Genomic DNA, 21,127 nt, shown 5'->3' with positions numbered 1-21,127 from the left:
CCACCCGAAGGGTGGTGGAGGGGCACAGGCGGTTTACGTGGCGCCGGACAAAAAGCACTGCTTCAACGGCGACCGTTCGGCGGTGCACTATCGCACCGGCCAGGCAAACCGATGGTGCCCCTCCACCAGCTTCGCTGGTCCTCCTCCCCGTTCCGGGGAGGATCGGCAACGTCCGCTTCCCACCCCAAAGCTGCCATAGAAAAACCCCGCCGGATCGCTCCGGCGGGGCCTTTCTTTACCCGCGAGGGCCGCGCAGCTTACGCCGCGCCGTGTGCCAGCGCCGCGAGGAGCAGGATCGCCACGATGTTGGTGATCTTGATCATCGGATTGACCGCCGGACCCGCGGTATCCTTGTACGGATCGCCGACGGTGTCGCCGGTCACTGCGGCCTTATGGGCCTCGCTGCCCTTGCCGCCGTGGTTGCCGTCTTCGATATATTTCTTCGCATTGTCCCATGCGCCGCCGCCTGAGGTCATCGAGATGGCAACGAACAGCCCGCCGACGATCACGCCGAGCAGGAGCGCGCCGAGCGCTTCGAGCGCCGCGACCTGTCCCGCCACCGCGAGGATGACGAAATAGACGACGATCGGCGCCAGCACCGGCAACAGCGACGGGATGATCATTTCCTTGATCGCCGCCTTGGTCACCAGATCGACCGTGCGTGCATAGTCGGGCTTTGATTCATAGGTCATGATGCCCGGGTTGTTCTTGAACTGGTCGCGAACATCCTTGACCACCTCGCCCGCCGCGCGGCCGACCGCGGTCATGCCCATCGCGCCGAAGAGATACGGCAGCAATGCGCCGAGCAGCAGCCCGACGATGACATAAGGCGACGACAGCGAGAATGTCAGCGGTTCGGTCAGCCCGAGCTTGGCCGAGTATTCGGTGATGTCAGCGGTGTAGGTGCCGAACAGCACCAGCGCCGCAAGACCCGCCGAACCGATGGCATAACCCTTGGTCACCGCCTTGGTCGTGTTACCCACGGCGTCGAGCAGGTCGGTCTTTTCACGCACCGATTCATCGAGCCCCGCCATTTCGGCAATACCGCCAGCATTGTCGGTGACCGGGCCATAAGCGTCGAGTGCCACAACCATGCCCGCCAGCGCCAGCATGGCGGTGGCGGCAAAGGCGATGCCGATGATGCCTGCCAGGATATAGGCGATAATGATGCCCGCACAGATGACGAGCGTCGGCAGCGCGGTCGATTCAAGGCTGATCGCCAGTCCCTGAATGACGTTGGTGCCGTGGCCGGTTTCCGATGCTTTCGCGATCGACCGCACCGGGCGATAATTGGTCCCGGTGTAATATTCGGTGATCCAGATGATCAGCCCGGTGATGACCAGACCAAGCAGCGAGCAATAGAACAGGTCCATACCGTTGAAGGTCGTGCCGACCACATCGGTCGTCATGTCGCCCTGCAGGATATAGCTGGTCGAGAACCAGATCGCCGGGACCGAAAGGACCGCGGTGACGAGGAAGCCCTTGTACATCGCGCCCATGACGTTGGTGCCGCCACCCAGGCGAACGAAATAGGTGCCGATGATCGAGGTGATGATGCAGACGCCGCCCATCAGCAGCGGCAGGCTCATCAACGGCACGAGCATGTCGCCCGCACCCTTCAGCAGCAGCGCCATCAGCACCATGGTGGCGCCGACGGTGACAACATAGGTTTCGAACAGATCGGCGGCCATACCGGCGCAGTCGCCGACATTGTCACCGACGTTGTCGGCGATCACCGCGGGATTGCGTGGATCGTCTTCGGGGATGCCGGCCTCGACCTTGCCGACCAGGTCGGCGCCGACGTCGGCGGCCTTGGTAAAGATACCGCCGCCGAGACGCGCGAAGATCGAGATCAGCGAGGCGCCGAAAGCCAGCGCGACGAGCGCGTCGACAACAGTGCGGTCCTCACCGCCGACGGTGAACCCGCCGGGGCCGATCAGATACCAGAAAAAGACCGAGATCGCGAGCAGGGCGAGCCCCGCCACCAGCATGCCGGTGATCGCACCGGCGCGGAACGCCATGGTCAGACCCGCCTGAAGGCCCGTCTGCGCCGCTGCCGCGGTGCGGACGTTCGCCTTTACCGAGATGTTCATGCCGACGAAACCGGCCACCCCCGACAGGACGGCGCCGATGACAAAGCCCGTCGCCGAAATCGCGCCGAGGAACAGGCCGACAAGGATGGCGACAACAACGCCGACGATAGCGATGGTGCGATATTGGCGGCCCAGATAGGCCTTGGCGCCTTCCTGAATGGCGCCAGCAATTTCCTGCATCTTTTCATTACCGGCCGAGGCACTGAGCACCTGACGCGAGGTAATGAAGCCATAGAGCACGGCGATAAGGCCGCACGCTATCGCGATCATAACCGGATCAATCATGAATTTCCTTCCCCAATGAGCGGGGCGGAGTCAGGTGAACTGTCGAGCACGTCCGACTTATGATTGCCGGTTCGCCCTCTCCCCTGATGCGACCGCCCCTAAATTTGGACGCCGCGTTATGGGAAGAAAGAAAGCCTAGGGCAAGCCCGGTTTTTCGGCACTTTTGTAACGGTTTCGCGTCAATGTGTGAAACCGAGACGCTCGGGCAGCACAATGCGCTGCGAGCGATGTGTCACGACGATCCCCGCGCCCACGCCTGCATGACCGATCGGTGTGACCATGATATGCAATCCCGCCGCGATCTCGCGGATCGCCCCCGCCGCGCCCGGATCGGCAGCAAACAGCAGCTGATAATCGTCGCCCGCGGTCGCCGCCGCAAGCCGTGTATCGACGACATCGGGGCGCACCGCGAGCAAGGCGGCTGACAGCGGCACCGCCTCCAACATCAGCACGAATTCGCACCCGCTGGCTTCTGCCATGCGCTGCGCGTCGATCAACAGTCCGTCAGACACATCCATCATCGCATGGACGTGGGGCACCACCGCTTGCCCGAACGTCAGCTCCGGCAGCGGGCGGCGATAGGCGGCAAGGCATGTTTCGTTCGCCTCCTCCTGCCCCAGCCGCATCGCGAGCCCCAGCCCGGCATTACCGATCGAACCGGTGACCCACAGCTGATCACCCGGTCTGGCGCCGCCACGCGATGGCGCCCCGCCCGGCGGCGCGCGGCCGATCGCGGTCAGTCCGAAGCTGCGCGGCGCCCCCGCCGGAACGCGCACCGTATCGCCGCCAAGCAGGATGACGCCGAAGCGGCGCAGCGCAAGGTCAAGTCCTTCGACAAAGGCCGCGTCCCATGCATCGTCGCCCAAGCTGTAACCGACAAGCACCCCGACCGGCGCCGCGCCCTTGGCGGCGAGATCCGACAGGTTCACCGCGACGAGTTTCCATGCGACGTCCTGCGGGGTGTCGTCGGGCAAGAAGTGGATACCCTCGACGATCATGTCGTGGGTGAGGACAAGGCCTTCCCACTCCGCCGCATCATCGGCGAGCCCACGCGCGGCGGGGTCGGTCGCGATGGCGCGCAGGCGGGTGATGAAATCGGCTTCGGACATGGGTGCGAGCTTAGGTCATACCGATGCGGTATAAAAGATACCGTTCAATCCTCCCTGTCGCAAAGCGATGGGGAGGTGGCAGCGCGAAGCGCTGACGGAGGGGCCATGGCGCCAACGTGCGATGCCCCTCCACCATTCGCTTCGCGAACGGTCCCCCTCCCCATCGCTACGCGACAGGGAGGATCAATTACTTCCGCACATCCTTGCCGATCGCATCGAGCAGGCCATTGGCAAACCCTGCCTCGCGCGCATCGAAAAACGCTTTCGCGACATCGACATATTCGCTGACCACCGCGCCGACCGGCACGTCGCCGCGCGCGATCAGTTCATAGGCGCCGGCGCGCAGGATCGCCTTCATCGTGCGGTCGAGCCGGTCCATCGACCAGCCACTGGCCAGCCGCGTGATGATCGCCGCGTCAATCTCTTCGGAGCGCGCCAGCGTGCCCTTTACGATATCGTCGAAAAAGGCGACGTCGGCGTCGGCGTATTCGGCGTCCTCGATCGTCGCGCCGATGCGGTGCTGGTGAAATTCATGGATCAGCTTGGCAACCGGGGTCGCCTCCATCTCGTGCTGATAGAGCGCCTGGACGGCGGCGAGGCGGGCGGCGGAGCGGGATTGGGCGCGTTTGTTCATGACTTCTGCTTCTAACTCAATTCGTCATCCCGGCGAAGGCCGGGATCTCGCCGGTGCCTTGTTATGCGAGGTTGAGATCCCGGCCTTCGCCGGGATGACGACAATAGGGGTTCAAAGATCGTTCTGTTTTAGTCTGTTCTGGACGCTCAGCGCATGCGCCGGAAGCCCCTCGGCCCCGGCAAGCGCGACCGCGGCGGGACCGATCGCGGCAAGGCTCGCGTCGTCGAGCGCGAGGAAGCTGGTGCGCTTCATGAAATCGCTGACCGACAGCCCGCTCGAAAAACGCGCGCGGCGTCCAGTCGGGAGGACGTGGTTGGGACCGGCGACATAGTCGCCAATCGCTTCCGGAGTCTGGCGACCGAGGAAGACCGAACCGGCATGACGCACTTTGGCAAACAGCGCGTCGGCCGCGGCGGCATCGACCGCGAGCTCGAGATGTTCGGGCGCCAGCCGGTCGCAGAGCGGAATCGCGTCGGCCAGCGTCGGCACGATGATGATAGCGCCATTGGCATCCCAGCTTTGGCGCATCGTCGTCGCAGTGCTCAGAGTCGGGATGATCGCATCGACCGCCGCGGCGACCGCGTCGGCAAAGGCGGCATCGTCGGTGAACAGGATCGACTGGCTCGTCGGATCATGCTCGGACTGGCTGAGCAAGTCGGCGGCAATGACGCGCGGATCGTTCTGCGCATCGGCAACGACCACGATCTCGCTTGGTCCCGCCACCATATCGATGCCCACCACGCCATAGACCTGCCGCTTCGCCTCGGCGACCCAGGCGTTGCCGGGGCCGGTGACGACATCGACCGCTGCGATCTTGTCCGTGCCATAAGCGAGCGCGGCCACAGCCTGCGCGCCGCCGATCCGCCAGATTTCGTCCACGCCGCCAATATGCGCCGCGGCCATGACGACCGGATTGGTCTCGCCGCCCGGCGTCGGGGTCATCATCACGATGCGCCCCACCCCCGCGACCTTGGCGGGCAATATGTTCATCAGCACCGACGAGGGATAGGCGGCCCGCCCACCGGGAACATAGACCCCCGCCGCATCGACCGCGTTCCAGCGCGCGCCAAGCCGCGCACCCGTCACATCGCGATAGTCGCGATCTTCGGGCAGTTGCGCAGCGTGATAGGCGCGAATACGGTCGGCGGCGAGGTTGAGCGCATCGCGGAGGTCCGGGTCCAGCGCCTCATAAGCGGCCGCGCATTCCGCCTTCGAAATGCTCCACCCGCTCGCGTCCAGATCGAAGCGGTCGAATTTCGCGGTATAGTCGGCGAGCGCCGCGTCGCCCTCGGCCTTCACGCGCGCGATGATCGCCGCGACGTCGGCCGACACGTCGGAATCGCTCTCGCGCCGATCGTTGACCAGCGCGTCGAATTCGGCCGCAAAGCCGGGTGCGGAAGCGTCAAGCCGCCGCATCGCCCACCGCCTGACGGAACCGCTCGACCAGTGCCGGCACTTCGGCCGAGCGCAGCTTGAACGCGGCGCGATTGACGATCAGCCGCGCCGACACGTCGCTGATGATTTTCTGCTCGGCGAGCGCATTCTCGACGAGCGTGCGCCCCGTCGAAACCAGATCGACGATGTGCGAGGCCAGCCCCAGCTTCGGGGCAATTTCCATCGCGCCGTTCAGCTTGATGCACTCGGCCTGGATGCCCTGCGCCGCGAACCAGCGGCGTGTCGTTGCGGGATATTTCGTCGCGACGCGGATGTGGCTTTCACCCATCCCCGGCGGCGGCGCATCGGCGGGGCCGGCCAGCGACAGACGGCAATGGCCGATGCCCAGATCGACCGGCGCATAGAGCTCGCTGTAATCGAACTCGTCGACGACGTCGGAGCCGACGATGCCAAGCTGCGCCGCACCATGCGCGACAAAGGTCGCGACGTCGAACGCGCGGACGCGGATCAGCGAGATGTGCGGCTGGTTCGTCGCGAACACCAAAGCGCGGCTGCTCTTGTCGAAGAAATCGGCCGCGGGCTCGATCCCGACGCGCGCCAGCAACGGCAGCGCCTCGTCGAGGATGCGTCCCTTGGGGATGGCAAAGATGATCGGTTCGGGCATAAGCGTCGCGCACATAGGTGGTGACAGGACAAAGGGCAATGAGCGAGCGCTATCAGCCGATCGATATGGCCGAAACCGGACCCGCGGCGGTGCGCACCGCCTTTGCCAATCAGGTCACCTATTGCCGCGCCAATGGCGCCCCGGTGACCGCGCGCGTCGTGGCGGCGCTCGACGCCTTGCTCGACAAGCCCGCCAGCGGCTTTGCCCGCCGTATCGCCGACTGGAAGGGTGCTCCGCTCGCCGACGCGCTGCCGCTGCGCGCCGCGGGCGGCATCCACGCGCTGCATCTGGCGGGCAGCGCGCATGAACTGGCACCGATTTACGCCGATGCCGAGGATATCAATGACGCCGCGATCGTCGCCGGGGTGGTGGCGCGGCACGAGGCAGCGCTGCTGCCTTGGCTCGACGGCCCGCCGCAGACTAACGAGGCGGGGCGCTCATCGAACTTCATCGCCGCGATGCTGTGGCTCGCCGACAAGGGATTGCCGCCGCGCTTCAACTGCCTCGAAATCGGGTCGAGCGCCGGGATCAACCTGATGATCGACCGCTATCATTATGATCTGGGCGGCGTGCATGTCGGGCCGCAGGCCGGCGCAATGGCGTTCACCCCAGACTGGCGCGGCAATCATCCGCCGCAACACGCGATCGAATTTGCGGGTCTGAAAGGCTGCGACGTCGCGCCGGTCGACCTGACCGATCCCGCGCAGGCGCTGCGGCTCAAAGCCTATATCTGGCCCGAACATCATGTCCGGTTTGAACGCATGGCGGCAGCGATTGCCGCAGCGACCGAAGCACCGCCGCAGCTGATCCACGCCAACGCCGCCGATTTCGTCGAGGCCGAACTGGCGCGGCCGCAGGCGGACGGTACGACGCGCGTCCTGATGCACTCGGTCGTCTGGCAATATGTCCCCGCCGAGCAGCAGGCGCGGATCACCGCGGCGATGGAAGCCGCAAGTGTGCGGGCAACCGCGAAGCGCCCGCTGGCGTGGATCGCACTCGAAGCCAATCGGACGGTGCATCATCACGAACTGGTGGTTCGATATTGGCCGGGCAGCGGGGATCCGGTGAAGCTGGCGCATGCCCACGCACATGGCGCGTGGGTGGAGTGGTTGGGGTAGAGGGCTAACGACCGGTTGCGGACCTAGGCGATCCTCCCCCAAAGGGGGAGGGGGACCACCCGAAGGGTGGTGGAGGGGCACAGGCGGTTACCTCAGCATCGGAACGATTGACTCTATTTTTCCGGGAACCTTGCTGTCTCACCGGCAAGGTAAACCGATGGTGCCCCTCCACCAGCTTCGCTGGTCCCCCTCCCCGTTCCGGGGAGGATCTGCTCCGTCAGCCCGCACCCCAGAACAGACATCCCGCCCGTCTAAAGCCGCGCCTCCAGTTGCGCCAGCAGCCGCTGCACCGGCGTCGCCGCCTGCGGTGCATCCCAGCCCGCCTCCAGCCCCGCGATGCGTTCGAACAGGCGCTCGCTCGCCGCGATGATCCGCCGCACTGACGTCTCGAACCCTGCGCAGACAGCCCAGTCAGCCGCCACCGGTTCGCCGATCCGCGCCGCGCTGTCGTGTGGACCCGCGCCCGGATCGCCCGCCATCATCGCGCGGCGGTGGAGCAGCCAGGCGATGACATGCATCAGCCGTGTCGTGGTCTTGAGCGATTCGCATGCGAGGCTGATCTGCATTAGTCCGTCGCGGCGGATGTCGCCCAGATCGCGCTGCGCGGCAAAGGCGGCATGCGCTTCGTCGGCGAGCACCATCGCCTCCACATACAGATTTTCGACCTGCGCGCGGTGGACCGGCGCTGCGATTGCTATGTCTGGATGCCGAGCCACCATAGGCAGATGGATGCCATGACTGTGCCGCAATGCAATGGCGGTAACCATGAATTTGCGGTCGCTTGGCGTCCCGTTTTGACTCAGGCGATAATGTCCGGAACCAGCTGATCCTCACACCATGCGATTTCGTCGCGCAGCCGCAGCTTGCGTTTCTTGAGCCGTGCCAGCTGCAACTGGTCCGGAACCGACGCGGTACCGAGCGCAATGATCGCGGCGTCGAGGTCGCGATGCTCGATGCGTAACAGTTCCAGGCGCTGAATGATTTCGTCGGGGCTCACGACCGCTTCCCTGCCACGTTCACCACTGGTCCGCAACGGGGACCGGCTGACCGAATCGCGACGACATTCGCCCCGATTCGTGTTTTACTCCGACTTGCCAATCGAGTCGAAAAGGAGAATGGCCCATGAGCACATCGCATCTTTCCGCCCTGAAGTCGCGCCACGCGCACCTCGACGAGAAAATTGCGAATGAAGAGCGGCGTCCGGCGCCCGACATGGCGGCGCTGGCGCAGCTGAAAAAGCAGAAGCTGAAACTCAAGGAAGAGATGCTCGCGATCGCCTGACGATCGCCAGTCGTTACCGCCCCGCTGATGCTGCCCTAAATCGGATGCATCAGCGTCGGCGGTATAACGGCCCCCGTTCGAGGCCGGAGCGCCGCAGATGCGGCGGCAGATCGGACTGCGATACCACCTGACGACGCACCGCCTGCGGATCGACCTGATGGTCGAACGCGATGCCGAATTTGCCCTCGCCCGCCCATACGACGCGGCCCGGCACCGGACCCACATTTTTCAGGTCGACTTCGACAGTCGCGCCCTGTTCGACGCGCACTTTGGCTTCGGCGAGCATCCCGCCGGGTGAGAGGTTGCGGACACGGACCACAATAGGATCGGCGCGACCCGGCAGGATCAGATTGGCCTGCATGAACAGGCTGTCCCGATCGGCGCCGCGCGACAGCGCCGCCACTTCTTCATCCGTCGTGATTGGCCCGCGCGATTCCATTGCGACCTGTTCTCCGCGTTAATCGTTAGAACGCGAATCTAGAGCGCAGCCATTGCCGAAATGTAAATTGTGGGTGGGGAAATCGGATATCCGACCCAAAGTGGATCAATCTTCGCGCGAAATCCGCTCGTTCCGCTCATGCCGCTCCTGCGCTTCCAGCGTCATAGTCGCGATCGGGCGCGCTTGCAGGCGGGCGAGCGAAATCGGCTCTCCAGTTACCGCACAATAACCATATTCGCCCTCGTCGATGCGGCGGATCGCCGAATCGATCTTGGCGATCAGCTTGCGCTGCCGGTCGCGGGTTCTGAGTTCGATAGCCCAGTCGGTTTCGCTCGATGCGCGATCCGCGAGATCGGGTTCGCGCAGCGGCCCATCCTGCAGATGCGCCAGCGTCGATTCGGATTCGGACAGGATCGATTTTTTCCAGGCGAGCAGCAGGCCGCGGAAATACTCCTGCTGCCGCTCGTTCATAAACTCTTCGTCTTCGCCAGGAACATAATCCGTATCGAGATTTGATTTGGCTGCGCGCAGCGCGTCGGCACCAATGTCGGCAATCTTGGTCGGCATGAGGGGCTCTCGCGTCCTTTCCTGTCACCCTGCGATCCGCCGAGCGGCGCAGGGAGTGGCGCGCCTATAACCAGCCGCTGACGACGATACAAGCGCCGAAACAGCCGATAGCGACGGGGCGTGAAGCGGCGCTGAACAGAGGAGCCGCATGGGGCGATTCTAACCGGTCGATTGCGATCCAGAATGCCGCTTGGGCAGAGCCGATTTAGGGCCGAAGATTAACCAATCGCATAGAATCATTGCAGTTTTCGTGCTATTTTGGGACAATAACCGCCATTTGGGTTGATTCCGGTCGTGTTTTCCCGCTGTCGGACAGGCAAACGCGGTTAACGCAATTGCCGCGTTCGCAAAGCTTTGACCTTTTGGGTTATAGCGAAGGTGAAACGGGTGTCGGTGGATGGCGCTTTGCACCTGCAACGGGAAAGAAAGAGAAACCTATGTCTGTCCGAATGGCCCTCGCCAAGCTTTGCGCCTGTACCTGCGGCGGTGCGCTGATCGGCACTGGTGCGATGCAGATCACCGACGTGCCCAAGGCGCGAGCAGCGCAGTCTTGTTCGCCTTGCGCGGGACCGGCCAAAAAGGTCGTTCGCAAGCGCCACGCGGCACGCAAGCCGGTGAAGCGCATTCGCCGCGTCGTGACGACCAAGCGCGTCATTCGCACCGCCACCCCGCAGACGCAGGTGGTGACCCAGACGATCCCGCTGCCCCCCATCCCTTACGCGCCCTTCCCGCAGCGTGGTGGTTTTGAAGGCGGCGGCAGCGGCGGCGGTGTCACCGTGATCGGCGGCGGCTTTGGCGGCGGTTTCGGCGGCGGCTTCTTTGGCGGTTTCTTTGGCGGCGGCAGCAGCAGCGGTGGCGGCGGCAGTGTGGTTGTCACCTCGACGACCACTGGCGGCCTCAGCACGACCAGCAGCAGCACCTCGGGCGGCGTCTCAACGTCGACCGGCGGGGTCAGCACCTCGACCTCGACAGGCGGCGTGTCGACCTCGACCGGCAGCGTCAGCACGTCGAGCGGGGTTTCGACCTCCACCGGCGGCGTGTCGACCTCGACGGGCGGTGTCTCGACCTCGACCGGCGGTGTATCGACCTCGACCGGCGGCGTTTCGACGTCCTCGGGCAATGTCAGCACCTCATCGGGTAACGTCTCGACCTCGTCGGGCAATGTCAGCACCTCGTCGTCGAGCAGCAGTTCGTCGTCGAGCTCCTCTTCTTCGTCGTCCTCTTCGAGCTCGTCTTCGTCCGGCGGGAACTCGTCCAAGGGCGGCTCGTCGCACGGCAGCTCGCATGGGAGCTCGGGCTGGGGCAGTTCGAACGGTTCAACCGGTAGTTCGGGTGGATCCAGCAGTTCGTCGTCCAGCTCCTCGTCGTCGTCGAGCAGCACTTCGTCGGGCGCAACCTCGTCGGGCGCAACCGGCGGCAGCAGCAGCTGGGGTTCGACCGGCAGCACCGGCTCCTCATCGTCGAGCAGCAGCTCGTCGTCATCCTCTTCATCGTCGTCCAGCTCCGGCGGCACCAGCAGCTCGTCGGGCAATCCGCCGACCCCGGTTCCGGCGCCGCCGATGATGCTGTTGTTCGGCGCCGCTGCTGCAGCGCTCGTCGCGCGCCGCCGCGCCGCGAACCGCAACGACAAGGACGCCGACGCCGCGTAACCTATCCACTGGAGGTCGGGGGGGCTTTTACCCAGACCGCCACACTGAAGGGCCGCCTTTCGGGGCGGCCCTTTTTTCATGCGCGCATCGGGCTTGCGCCGCGCTGCCGAACGAAAATCCTCCCTGTCGCGCAGCGATGGGGAGGTGGCAGCCCGCAGGGCTGACGGAGGGGCGTTGGTCCACCGTCGCCGCCCCTCCACCACCGCCTGCGGCGGCGGTCCCCCTCCCCGTGGCTTCGCCACAGGGAGGATCACAAAAGGACAGGCTTGCACCGCTTGCCCGGCAACGCCATAGCGCGCCCATGCACGATATCCGCCTGATCCGGGATGACCCGCAAGCCTTCGACGTCGGCCTCGCGCGCCGCGGCCTCGAACCCCTGTCCGCCGCCATTCTGGCCGCCGACGCATCGGTGCGCGCGCTGCAGACCGAAATTCAGGCCTCGCTGGCGCGCCGCAACGAAGCTTCGAAGCTTATCGGCCAGGCGATGGCCAGCGGCGACAAGGACAAGGCCGAGGCGCTGAAGGCCGAGGTTGCCGAACTCAAGACGTCGCTACCCGCGAAAGAAGATGCCGAGCGCGAACAGCTGGCCGCGCTGCACGACAGGCTCGCCGCGCTCCCCAATTTGCCCTCCGCCGATGTCACCGACGGCGAAGACGAGGACGGCAATGTCGAAATTGCGCGCTGGGGCACCCCGCGCAGCTTCGACTTCCCACCGCAGGAGCACGCCGACTTCGCGCCCGCGCTCGGCCTCGATTTCGAGACCGCGGCCAAGATGTCGGGCGCGCGCTTTGCGTTCCTGCGCGGCCAGATGGCGCGGCTCGAACGTGCGCTTGGGCAATTCATGATCGACAAGCAGACGATCGAGGCGGGCTACACCGAATGCGCCACCCCGCTGATGGTGCGCGACGAGGCGGCGTTCGGCACGACGCAGCTGCCCAAATTCCGCGAGGATCTGTTCCAGACCACCGACGGCCGCTGGCTGATCTCGACCTCGGAAATGAGCCTGACCAACGCGGTGCGCGAAGAGATTTTGCCCGAGGCCGACCTGCCGATCCGCATGACCGCGCTGACCCCCTGCTTCCGCTCCGAAGCCGGATCGGCGGGGCGCGACACGCGCGGCTATATCCGCCAGCACCAGTTCTGGAAGGTCGAGCTCGTCTCGATTGTCCGCCCCGAAGACAGCGATGCCGAACTCGAACGCAAAACCCGCGCCGCCGAAACGATTCTGGAAGCGCTGGAGCTGCCCTATCGTAAGATGCTGCTCTGCGCCGGCGACATGGGCTTTGCGGCGCGCAAGACCTATGACCTTGAGGTGTGGCTGCCCGGACAGAATAGCTACCGGGAAATTTCGAGCTGCTCGAACTGTGGCGATTTCCAGGCGCGGCGCATGAACACGCGTTTCCGGCGCGAGGGCGCGAAGGGCAATGAGTTTGTCCACACGCTGAACGGGTCGGGGTTGGCCGTGGGCCGCACGCTGGTGGCGGTGCTAGAGAATTATCAGCAGGCGGATAGCAGTGTCATCGTTCCCGATGTGCTGCTGCCTTATATGGGCGGGATCACGAAACTGACGCCCACCAGATAATACGCGTCACCCCGGGCTTGATCCGGGGCCCATGCGGCGGCGGTGTCATGGACCACGGATCAAGTCCGGGGTGACGAAGAAAGAGAGACCATAAACGTGCGCATCCTCCTCACCAACGACGACGGCTATTACGCCCCCGGCCTTGCCATTCTCGAAGCCATCGCGCGCCAGCTCAGCGACGACATCTGGGTGTGCGCGCCGGCCGAGGAACAGTCGGGCGCCGGTCACTCGCTCACCCTGTCGCGCCCGGTGCGCATTCGCGACCATGGCCCGCAGCGCTGGTCGTGCAGCGGGACCCCGACCGATTCGGTGATGATGGCGATCAGCAAGCTGATGCCGGAAAAGCCCGACCTGATCCTGTCGGGCGTCAACCGCGGCGCCAATCTGGGCGATGACGTGACTTACTCAGGCACCGTATCGGCGGCGATCGAGGGCGCGCTGGCGGGCATTCGCTCGATTGCGCTCAGCCAGGTTTATGCCAAGGAAGGCATGGGCGACACCGTCCCCTTCGAGCCCGCCGAAGTATGGGGCGCAAAAGTGCTGCGCCCGCTGCTCGCGATGGACATGGCGCCGCGCACGCTGATCAACATCAACTTCCCTGCGATCGCCGCCGCCGAAGTCCGCGGTATCCGCGTCACGCGGCAGGGTTTCCACGATTATGGCCGCGGCTCGATCGTCGAGGGCACCGACCCGCGCGGTTACCGCTATTACTGGTTCGGGCTGCACGGCATCGAACATAGCCCCGGCCACGACAGCGACCTGGAGGCGATCGACGACCGCTATATCTCGGTCACCCCGCTCCAACTCGATCTGACGCATGACGCGTCGCTGGCGGCGCTGCGTGGGGCTTATCATTCGGCGGGCTAGCCTTCGCCCATCGGCTTTGGCACAAGCACCACCATGAGCCGCAAGCCCTCCACCAAACTGAAGCTGCACCACCGCTTCCAGCCGCTCAAACGCGCGAGCAAATGGCCGGTGTGGGCCGACGTCCTCGCGCGGCTCAGCCTCGCCTTTTTTCTGATCGGCATCGTCGTGCTGGTGCATTGGATCGACCGGGCGGGGCTGAAGGACAACCACGACGGCCACATCAGCTTTCTCGACGTCGTTTACTTCACGATGATTTCGGTGACGACGACAGGGTTCGGCGACATTCATCCGGTGTCCGACCGTTCGCGCCTGATCGAAGCGGTGATCGTCACCCCGATCCGCATCGCGGTGCTCTTTATCTTTGTCGGCACCGCCTATAATTTCGTCCTCAAACGCACATGGGAAAAATGGCGCATGGCCCGCATCCAGGCAAAGCTCACCGATCATATCGTCGTCCTTGGCTTCGGCGTCAGCGGCAGCGAGGCGGTGAAGGAATTGATCGCGCGCGGCACCGATCCGGCGTGCATCGTGGTCATCGACCAATCGGCGTCGCGCATTGCCGAGGCCGAGGCGATGGGCTGCAACGTGCTGCAGGGCGACGCGTCGAACGACGACACGTTGATCGACGTCCATATCGCGCGGGCGCAATCGGTGCTGGTATCGGCGGGGCGCGACGACACGTCGATCCTGATGGTGCTGACCGTCCGCCACCTGTCGCCCAAGGTGCCGATCAGCGTCGTCATTCGGGCTCAGGATAACGAGTTGCTGGCGCGCCAGGCAGGCGCGAACAATGTCATCAACCCGGTCAGCTTTACCGGCCTGCTGCTCGCCGGATCGGCGCAGGGCGCGCATGTTGCCGATTATATGGCCGACCTTGCCAGCATCGGCGGACGGGTCCAATTGCGCGAACGTCCCGTCGCCGCGGAAGAAATCGGGCGGAGCATCGACCAGCTCGCCAGCGAAGGGCGCGGGCTGCGCATCTATCGCAGCGGCAAGCCCTTCGGCTTCTGGGAGCCCGAAGCGCAAAGCCTCGCCGTCGGCGACCTGATCGTCGAGGTTATCCGCTGCGAAGAGTGCGAAGCAAGCGTACCCGGCGGCTAACCTCGCCAGTAACGCCAACCCGCCCACAGCCACCCGATGATCAGCAACCCGCCGCCGATAGGCGTCACTGCCCCCAGCCAGCGCGGCGCGCCGAGCGCCATCGCATAGAGGCTGGCGGCAAAAATCGCCGCACCGACCAGCAACATGATCGCCGGTCCGCGCGCCACGCCCATGATCGCCAATGCGGCGACCGCGTGGATCAACTGATACATGCCGCCGGTGCGCAGCCATTCGGCCTCCTGCTGTCCCGCCGCGCCATGCGCGCCAAACGCCCCCGCCGCCACCGCAATCGCCGCTGAAACTTCCGCAAAGACCCCTATGCTCATCTGTCACCCTATCCGCTTGCAATGCCGCACCAATCCGCCAAGCTGTAAACCGATGACAGGGAGAAGGCGATGCCCCGCGACGTTCCGCTGCCCCAAGGGTTAAAGCCCCCTACCCGGCTGGCGCAGCTGGGCGAACTCACGCTGCCGTTCGATATGCTGCGCTACGGCCTGTCGGGCTATCACTTGATCGGCGCCCCGCGCGGAGACGGGCGACCCGTCGCGCTGCTGCCCGGTTACGGCGCCTCCGAACTCTCGATGCGCCCTTTGGAGGCATATCTGCGCCACCTGGGCTATCAGGTCCGCGACTGGGGCATGGGCCGCAACCAAGGCCGCGTCGCCGCCGATGTCGAACGCTTCGCGGCGCAGGCCACCGAATGGGTCAAGGCCGACGGCGCCCCGCTCACCCTGATCGGCTGGAGCCTCGGCGGCGTCATCGCCCGCGAAACCGCGCGCGCCTATCCGAAACTCGTCCGCGAAATCATCACCCTGGGCACCCCGATCATCGGCGGCCCCAAATATACCGCGCTCGCGCAGCGCTTTGCGGGCCGCGATTTCGACGCGATCGAACGCGACATCCACGCGCGCAACCTGAAAGGCCTGACCCAGCCGCTGACGGTCATCTATTCGGACCGCGATGGCATCGTCGGGCCGGATATCGCGGTCGACATCTACAACGACCAGGCGCGCAACATCAAAGTCGACAGCACGCATCTGGGTTTGGGGATCAATCCGAAGGTCTGGCGGATCGTCGCGGATACGCTGGCCGGGAAGCCCTAGTCGGCGCCATTTTCCCTATCGTCACCCCGGACTTGCTCCGGGGTCCATGACTTCAGCGCCGCGATGGATCCCGGATCAAGTCCGGGATGACGAAGAGAAGCATGGACCACCCCAAGCATAGCACCCGTGACAAACCCCAAAAAATCCCCTATGCGCGCCCGCAATCATGCCAGTCAAAACCCTCCCCACCCAGCCGAAGATCGGCATGGTTTCGCTCGGCTGCCCCAAGGCATTGGTCGACAGCGAACGGATTCTCACCAAGCTGCGCGCCGACGGTTACGGCCTGTCGCCCGATTATGCGGGCGCCGACGTCGTGCTCGTCAACACTTGCGGCTTCCTCGACTCGGCAAAGGAAGAAAGCCTTGAGGCGATCGGCGAAGCGATGGCCGAAAATGGCCGCGTCATCGTCACCGGCTGCATGGGCAATGAAGCCGACGTCATCCGCGCGCGTTTTCCGAACGTCCTCGCGGTCACCGGCGCGCATCAGTACGAGCAGGTCGTCGATGCGGTCCACGAAGCGGCGCCGCCGACCCAGGGGCCGTTCGTCGATCTGGTCCCCGAAGGCGGGCTGAAACTCACCCCGCGGCACTACAGCTATCTGAAGATTTCCGAAGGCTGCAACCACAGCTGCTCCTTCTGCATCATCCCCGATCTGCGCGGCAAACTCGTCAGCCGCCGCATCGACGCGGTGCTCCGCGAGGCCGAAAAGCTTGTTGCCGCGGGGACCAAGGAGCTGCTGGTGATCAGCCAGGACACCTCGGCTTACGGCGTCGACACCCGCCACGACCCGCGCCAGTGGAAGGGCCGCGAGGTCCGCGCCCATATGACCGACCTCGCCCGTGAACTCGGCCAGCTCCAGACCAGCGAAGGCCGCGCCCCGTGGGTGCGCCTCCACTATGTCTATCCCTACCCCCATGTCGACGCGGTGATTCCGCTGATGGCCGAGGGGCTGCTCACACCATATCTCGATATCCCCTTCCAGCACGCCAGCCCAAGCGTGCTCAAGCGCATGAAGCGCCCCGCGAACGAAGCGAAGGTGCTCGAACGCCTCAAGAACTGGCGCGCCATCGCTCCCGACATCGCGATCCGCTCCAGCTTCGTCGTCGGCTTTCCCGGCGAGACCGAGGCCGATTTCCAATATCTCCTCGACTGGCTCGACGAAGCCCAGCTCGACCGCGTCGGCGCCTTCCGCTTCGAACCCGTTGCGGGTGCGCAGGCGAATGCGCTCGACAATCCGGTGCCCGAGGAACTCAAGGAAGAGCGCTACCAGCGCATCATGGAAAAGACCGCCACGATCAGCGCCGCGAAACTCGAAGCCAAGATCGGCCGCACGATGCCGGTCATCATCGACGAAGTCGGCGAAGCGGATGAAGATGGCAGCATCGGCGCGACCGGCCGCTCACAAGCCGACGCGCCCGAAATCGACGGGCATGTCTATCTGCGCGATGTCGCCGCGACATTGAAGGCGGGCGATATCGTCGACGTCGCGATCGAGGATGCCGACGAGCATGATTTGTTCGGAGTAGTCGCCGCCTGAACCGTCGATTTGTTGGAACGGCCTTTACCGATTGGTGTTACCACGGGAACATCTATCGGGGGCTGAGATATGCGGGCGATCAACTCTATAGCGGTAGCCGTAGCGGCGTTGGCCGCGCTCACCGCCTGCGACCGCCAAGTCGCCGTCGAAGCGCCACCGCGCGCCACCGACAAGGCGCCCTCGCCGACGCAGACATCGCTCATCGCGGTGCCGATCAACGCCGATACCACGGCGCTCAAACAGGCGCTCGAACGCGCGGTGCCGAAGACGCTGTGGACGATCAACCGGCGCGAGCGCGCGTGCGTCAAGCCGCAGCAGGTCAAGGTCTTCGGCAAGGAGGTGAAAGTCACACCGCCGATCGCCTGCACCATCGTCGGGCGCGTCACGCGCGGGCCGCTGCGCCTGCGCGGCGCGGGCGACGAGATCATCGTCGATGTGCCGCTGAGCGCCACGATCGCCGCGCGTGACGTCGGCGGGGTGTTGAAGGGTGAGACCGCGACCGGCGCGGCGATGGCGCATGCGCGGGTCAAGATCGACATCACGCCCGACTGGCGCACTCGCGGCACGGCGCGGATCAGCTATGGCTGGACCAGGGCGCCGGGGATCGACTTTCTGGGCAAGCGCATCACCTTCACCGACGAGGCCGATGCCAAGCTGAAACCCGTTGTGCGCGACGTCGAGCGCGAGGTGAACCGCGAGATCGCCCGTATCGACATCCGCCAGCAGGCGTCCGAGGTGTGGCGCCAGAGCTTCACCGCGCTCGAACTCAACCGCGACAAGCCGCCGGTGTGGATGCGCGTGACCCCGCAGCGCATCCTCTATGGCGGATACCGGATGGAGGGGCAGCAGATGCGGCTGAACCTCGGGCTCGAAGCGATCACCGAGACCTTTGTGTCGGGTCGGCCCACCGATCCGACGCCGACGCCGTTACCGCGCATGGTTCGCGAAGCGCCCAAACCGTTGCTCGACGTGCGGGTGCCGGTGCTCGCCGACTATGCCCAGCTTCAGCCTGTCGTCGATCGCGCGCTGCTGAAACGGTCGGCGCGGCCGTTCGTGTTGCCAAAGGTTGGGCCGATGACGGTCAAATTCGGCAAGTCGACCATCTATGGCGCGCCCGACGGGCGCATCGCTTTGGGCGTCGATGTCGCCATGCGACTGGCCGACCGCAGCGGCGAGCCAACCCACGGCCGCATCTGGATGACCGCGGTTCCCAACAACAAGCCCGGTTCGGCCGAGGTGCATTTCACAAATTTGTCGATCAACGGCGATACCGACGGAGTCGGCGGCGACCTGCTGATCACGCTCGGCCAGAGCCCCGGCTTTGCCCCGCTGATCGCCGATGCGTTGACCCAGAATTTCGCGCGCGACCTGGGTGAACTGCAAGGCAAGATCAAACGCGCGGTCGATCAGCGGCGCGAGGGCGCCTTCGTCATCCGCACACGGGTCAATGGCTTCGAGATTGGTCAGATCAAGGCTTATGGCAACGGCCTCTATCTGCCGGTGCGGATGGTCGGCGGCGCGAGCGTCGATTACCGGCCGTCCCGCCGATAAATCTATCGCTCGCCGCGATATTCGAGGATCAATGCTTTCAGCTGTTTCTCGCTCACGCGGTCGGCGGCCTTGGCGCGGGGAAACCATTTGCGCTTGCGTTCGGTTTTCTCTTTCCAGTCGCCCAATTCATGGGTCACCTCCATCGCGAAAACGGCGACGTCGGCAATGTCCCAATGGTCGCGGGTACGATATTTATGATAGCGGTAATGGCCGATCACGCGATCCTCGGTCCGCCCGCGGACCCCGGCCTCCTCCAATGCTTCGGACACCGCGGCGCCGTGCGGGGTCTGGCCGCTGTCGATATTGCCCTTGGGAATGACCCAGCGACCGGTTTCGCGCGATGTAATCAGCAGGACATCGATCGAACTGGCATCGCCATCATCGCGGAAACGGTAAGGCAGCACGGCAATCTGTTGCAAACTATCGCGTTTTTTTCGTGCCATGCTATTCATTCGATCCTGATAATTCATGACATTTTTATGTCATTTTTATTGCATTGGCAGCGCGATGGTGTGGCGTCAAGCCGCGCTGCTTTCCGTAAACGTCAATTCGATTGCAAAATGAAACGTGGTGCGTAAGCTACATCCAAACATAGTCGGGAGACAGGATCATGGCAGGCACGGCGACGATGGAACGCCCCGCAGACACGAAGGCTGCACCGGTCGATCAGGATGTGCTGATCGTCGGCGCCGGAATTTCGGGCATCGGCATGGCCGTCCACCTTCAGCAATATAGCCCTGACCGAAGCTTTGGGCTGGTCGAGCGCCGCGCCAATCTGGGCGGTACATGGGATCTGTTCCGTTATCCCGGCATCCGATCGGACAGCGACATGCACACGCTGGGGTTCGTGTTCGAACCGTGGAAGCATGAAAAGACGATCGCCGACGGCCCCGCGATCCTCGAATATCTCAACCGCATCGTCGATGAGCGCCATATCCGCGAGCGCATCCGGTTCGACCGCAAGGTTGTCGGGGCCGACTGGGACAGCAGCACTGCGCGCTGGACGGTGACGCTGGAGGATGCCGCGGGCGGCACGTCGACCACCACCGCGCGCTGGCTCTACCTCGGCGCGGGCTATTATGATTATGACGAGCCGTTCGACGCCAATTTCACCGGCCGCGAGGATTTTCAGGGGCAGATCATCCATCCGCAATTCTGGCCCGAAAATCTCGACTATGCGGGCAAGAAGGTCGTGGTGATCGGATCAGGCGCGACCGCAGTAACAATCGTCCCGTCGATGGCGGACAAAGCCGCGCATGTGACGATGCTGCAACGCACCCCGACGTGGTTTTTCATCCGCCCGGCGAAGGACGCGCTGGCCAATTTCTTGCGGAAAGTCCTGCCCGAAAAGCTCGCTTACCGCATCACCCGCTTTAAAAATGTGAAGCTGCAGGACATCGGCTTTCGCCGCGCGCGCGAAAAGCCCGAGAAGGTCAAGGAGTTCCTCTCCGGCAAGATCAAGGACGCGCTCGGCGACCGCTATGACGCCAAGAGCTTCACCCCGCCATACAACCCGTGGGACCAGCGGCTGTGCCTGGTTCCCGACGCCGATTTCTTCAATGCGATGAAGGCCGACAAGGCGTCGGTGGTCACCGACCATATCGAACGCTTTGACGCCACCGGCATCCAGCTCAAGTCGGGCCAGCATCTCGACGCCGACATCATCGTCACTGCGACGGGCCTTAAACTGGCGGTCGCAGGCAAGATTCCGGTGCGCGTCGATGGCGCGCTCGTCGACTGGAGCGAACATTTTTACTACAAGGCGTGCATGTTCTCGAACGTCCCCAATTTCTCGGCGGTGTTCGGTTACCTCAACGCCAGCTGGACGCTACGCGCCGACATCGTCGCCGAATATGTCTGCCGCGTACTCAACCACATGCAGGCAACCGGCACGACCGTCGCGACCCCCGCACTCGCCGACCCGGCGACGCTGACCGAAGAGAATATCTTCGACTTCTCGTCGGGCTATATCCAGCGGTCGCTGCACATCATGCCGAAAAACGCCGACAAGCTGCCGTGGCGGCTCAACCAGAATTACATCCAGGACCGCATCGACATGAAGACCGGCGCGATCGACGATGGCGTGCTGACGTTCGGCAATGCGCGGGCCGTGGCAGCGGCACCTGCCGAACTGGAGGCCGCCGAATAGCGG

At 64.5% G+C, this 21,127-nt stretch carries 21 protein-coding genes; 9 read left to right on the top strand and 12 right to left on the bottom strand.

Going from position 1 to position 21,127, the window contains the following annotated elements:
• Positions 1–257: 257 nt before the first annotated feature.
• The 5 genes from VGN68_RS05330 to hisG all read right to left on the bottom strand — a co-directional run bounded on the left by VGN68_RS05330 (position 258) and on the right by hisG (position 6,180).
• Positions 258–2,378 carry a sodium-translocating pyrophosphatase gene (locus VGN68_RS05330; protein ID WP_414713010.1) on the bottom strand — a complete coding sequence of 707 codons (2,121 nt, stop codon included), beginning with the start codon at positions 2,376–2,378 and terminating at the stop codon, positions 258–260.
• Positions 2,379–2,557: 179 nt separating this feature from the next.
• Positions 2,558–3,487, bottom strand: a complete 930-nt coding sequence (gene thiL / locus VGN68_RS05325; RefSeq protein WP_327474605.1) for a thiamine-phosphate kinase — start codon at positions 3,485–3,487, stop codon at positions 2,558–2,560.
• 187 nt (positions 3,488–3,674) lie between these two features.
• Positions 3,675–4,121: a transcription antitermination factor NusB gene (gene nusB, locus VGN68_RS05320; RefSeq protein WP_327474603.1), complete on the bottom strand. Its 447-nt coding sequence runs from the start codon at positions 4,119–4,121 to the stop codon at positions 3,675–3,677.
• A gap of 111 nt (positions 4,122–4,232) precedes the next feature.
• Positions 4,233–5,537, bottom strand: coding sequence for a histidinol dehydrogenase (gene hisD / locus VGN68_RS05315; protein WP_327474601.1), 1,305 nt, complete (start codon positions 5,535–5,537; stop codon positions 4,233–4,235).
• On the bottom strand, positions 5,524–6,180 hold the full coding sequence (hisG, locus tag VGN68_RS05310) for an ATP phosphoribosyltransferase (protein ID WP_327474599.1): 657 nt from the start codon (positions 6,178–6,180) through the stop codon (positions 5,524–5,526). The genes hisD and hisG overlap by 14 nt, the downstream gene beginning before the upstream one ends.
• 38 nt (positions 6,181–6,218) lie before the next feature.
• Here hisG and VGN68_RS05305 point away from each other — a divergent pair, with 38 nt between their 5' ends.
• The gene (locus VGN68_RS05305) at positions 6,219–7,298 is read left to right on the top strand and encodes a DUF2332 domain-containing protein (protein WP_327474597.1); all 1,080 of its coding nucleotides are present in this window, start codon (positions 6,219–6,221) and stop codon (positions 7,296–7,298) included.
• A gap of 251 nt (positions 7,299–7,549) precedes the next feature.
• On the opposite strand, the gene VGN68_RS05300 is transcribed toward VGN68_RS05305, so the two are convergent.
• Positions 7,550–8,065, bottom strand: coding sequence for a DUF1465 family protein (locus VGN68_RS05300; protein WP_327474595.1), 516 nt, complete (start codon positions 8,063–8,065; stop codon positions 7,550–7,552).
• Positions 8,066–8,097: 32 nt separating this feature from the next.
• Positions 8,098–8,295 carry a YdcH family protein gene (locus VGN68_RS05295; protein ID WP_327474593.1) on the bottom strand — a complete coding sequence of 66 codons (198 nt, stop codon included), beginning with the start codon at positions 8,293–8,295 and terminating at the stop codon, positions 8,098–8,100.
• A gap of 125 nt (positions 8,296–8,420) precedes the next feature.
• On the opposite strand from VGN68_RS05295, the gene VGN68_RS05290 reads away from it, so the two are divergent.
• Positions 8,421–8,579: a DUF465 domain-containing protein gene (locus VGN68_RS05290; protein WP_293703544.1), complete on the top strand. Its 159-nt coding sequence runs from the start codon at positions 8,421–8,423 to the stop codon at positions 8,577–8,579.
• 49 nt (positions 8,580–8,628) lie between these two features.
• On the opposite strand, the gene VGN68_RS05285 is transcribed toward VGN68_RS05290, so the two are convergent.
• From VGN68_RS05285 to VGN68_RS05275, 3 genes are all read right to left on the bottom strand, one after another.
• Positions 8,629–9,018 carry a PilZ domain-containing protein gene (locus VGN68_RS05285; RefSeq protein WP_327474588.1) on the bottom strand — a complete coding sequence of 130 codons (390 nt, stop codon included), beginning with the start codon at positions 9,016–9,018 and terminating at the stop codon, positions 8,629–8,631.
• A gap of 105 nt (positions 9,019–9,123) precedes the next feature.
• Positions 9,124–9,585 carry an RNA polymerase-binding protein DksA gene (gene dksA, locus VGN68_RS05280; protein ID WP_327474586.1) on the bottom strand — a complete coding sequence of 154 codons (462 nt, stop codon included), beginning with the start codon at positions 9,583–9,585 and terminating at the stop codon, positions 9,124–9,126.
• Between the two features lie 715 nt (positions 9,586–10,300).
• Entirely contained in the window at positions 10,301–11,215 is a 915-nt protein-coding gene (locus VGN68_RS05275) for a hypothetical protein (protein WP_327474584.1), read from the bottom strand.
• A gap of 320 nt (positions 11,216–11,535) precedes the next feature.
• On the opposite strand from VGN68_RS05275, the gene serS reads away from it, so the two are divergent.
• The 3 genes from serS to VGN68_RS05260 all read left to right on the top strand — a co-directional run bounded on the left by serS (position 11,536) and on the right by VGN68_RS05260 (position 14,784).
• The gene (gene serS / locus VGN68_RS05270) at positions 11,536–12,816 is read left to right on the top strand and encodes a serine--tRNA ligase (protein ID WP_327474582.1); all 1,281 of its coding nucleotides are present in this window, start codon (positions 11,536–11,538) and stop codon (positions 12,814–12,816) included.
• A 96-nt stretch (positions 12,817–12,912) separates the two neighbouring features.
• Complete coding sequence (gene surE / locus VGN68_RS05265; RefSeq protein WP_327474580.1) at positions 12,913–13,683, top strand: 5'/3'-nucleotidase SurE; 771 nt, start codon at positions 12,913–12,915, stop codon at positions 13,681–13,683.
• A gap of 33 nt (positions 13,684–13,716) precedes the next feature.
• Positions 13,717–14,784: a potassium channel family protein gene (locus VGN68_RS05260; RefSeq protein ID WP_327474578.1), complete on the top strand. Its 1,068-nt coding sequence runs from the start codon at positions 13,717–13,719 to the stop codon at positions 14,782–14,784.
• Here the strand turns inward: VGN68_RS05260 and VGN68_RS05255 are convergent.
• On the bottom strand, positions 14,781–15,110 hold the full coding sequence (locus VGN68_RS05255; protein ID WP_327474576.1) for a DUF423 domain-containing protein: 330 nt from the start codon (positions 15,108–15,110) through the stop codon (positions 14,781–14,783). The genes VGN68_RS05260 and VGN68_RS05255 overlap by 4 nt on opposite strands.
• A gap of 69 nt (positions 15,111–15,179) precedes the next feature.
• Here VGN68_RS05255 and VGN68_RS05250 point away from each other — a divergent pair, with 69 nt between their 5' ends.
• The 3 genes from VGN68_RS05250 to VGN68_RS05240 all read left to right on the top strand — a co-directional run bounded on the left by VGN68_RS05250 (position 15,180) and on the right by VGN68_RS05240 (position 18,975).
• Positions 15,180–15,887, top strand: coding sequence for an alpha/beta hydrolase (locus VGN68_RS05250; RefSeq protein ID WP_327474574.1), 708 nt, complete (start codon positions 15,180–15,182; stop codon positions 15,885–15,887).
• Positions 15,888–16,053: 166 nt separating this feature from the next.
• Positions 16,054–17,424 (top strand): 30S ribosomal protein S12 methylthiotransferase RimO, encoded by a 1,371-nt coding sequence (gene rimO, locus VGN68_RS05245; RefSeq protein ID WP_327474572.1) that lies wholly within the window; start codon positions 16,054–16,056, stop codon positions 17,422–17,424.
• Positions 17,425–17,493: 69 nt separating this feature from the next.
• Positions 17,494–18,975, top strand: coding sequence for a DUF4403 family protein (locus tag VGN68_RS05240; protein WP_327474570.1), 1,482 nt, complete (start codon positions 17,494–17,496; stop codon positions 18,973–18,975).
• A 2-nt stretch (positions 18,976–18,977) separates the two neighbouring features.
• On the opposite strand, the gene VGN68_RS05235 is transcribed toward VGN68_RS05240, so the two are convergent.
• The gene (locus VGN68_RS05235) at positions 18,978–19,418 is read right to left on the bottom strand and encodes an NUDIX hydrolase (protein WP_327474568.1); all 441 of its coding nucleotides are present in this window, start codon (positions 19,416–19,418) and stop codon (positions 18,978–18,980) included.
• A 167-nt stretch (positions 19,419–19,585) separates the two neighbouring features.
• On the opposite strand from VGN68_RS05235, the gene VGN68_RS05230 reads away from it, so the two are divergent.
• Positions 19,586–21,124, top strand: a complete 1,539-nt coding sequence (locus VGN68_RS05230) for an NAD(P)/FAD-dependent oxidoreductase (RefSeq protein ID WP_327474566.1) — start codon at positions 19,586–19,588, stop codon at positions 21,122–21,124.
• Positions 21,125–21,127 lie beyond the last annotated feature (3 nt).

Origin of the sequence: Sphingopyxis sp. (genome assembly GCF_035998965.1) — a bacterium.
Classification (GTDB): Bacteria; Pseudomonadota; Alphaproteobacteria; order Sphingomonadales; family Sphingomonadaceae; genus Sphingopyxis.
Note: the sequence above shows the minus strand (reverse complement) of the source record. Positions and strands in the feature narration are given on the sequence as shown.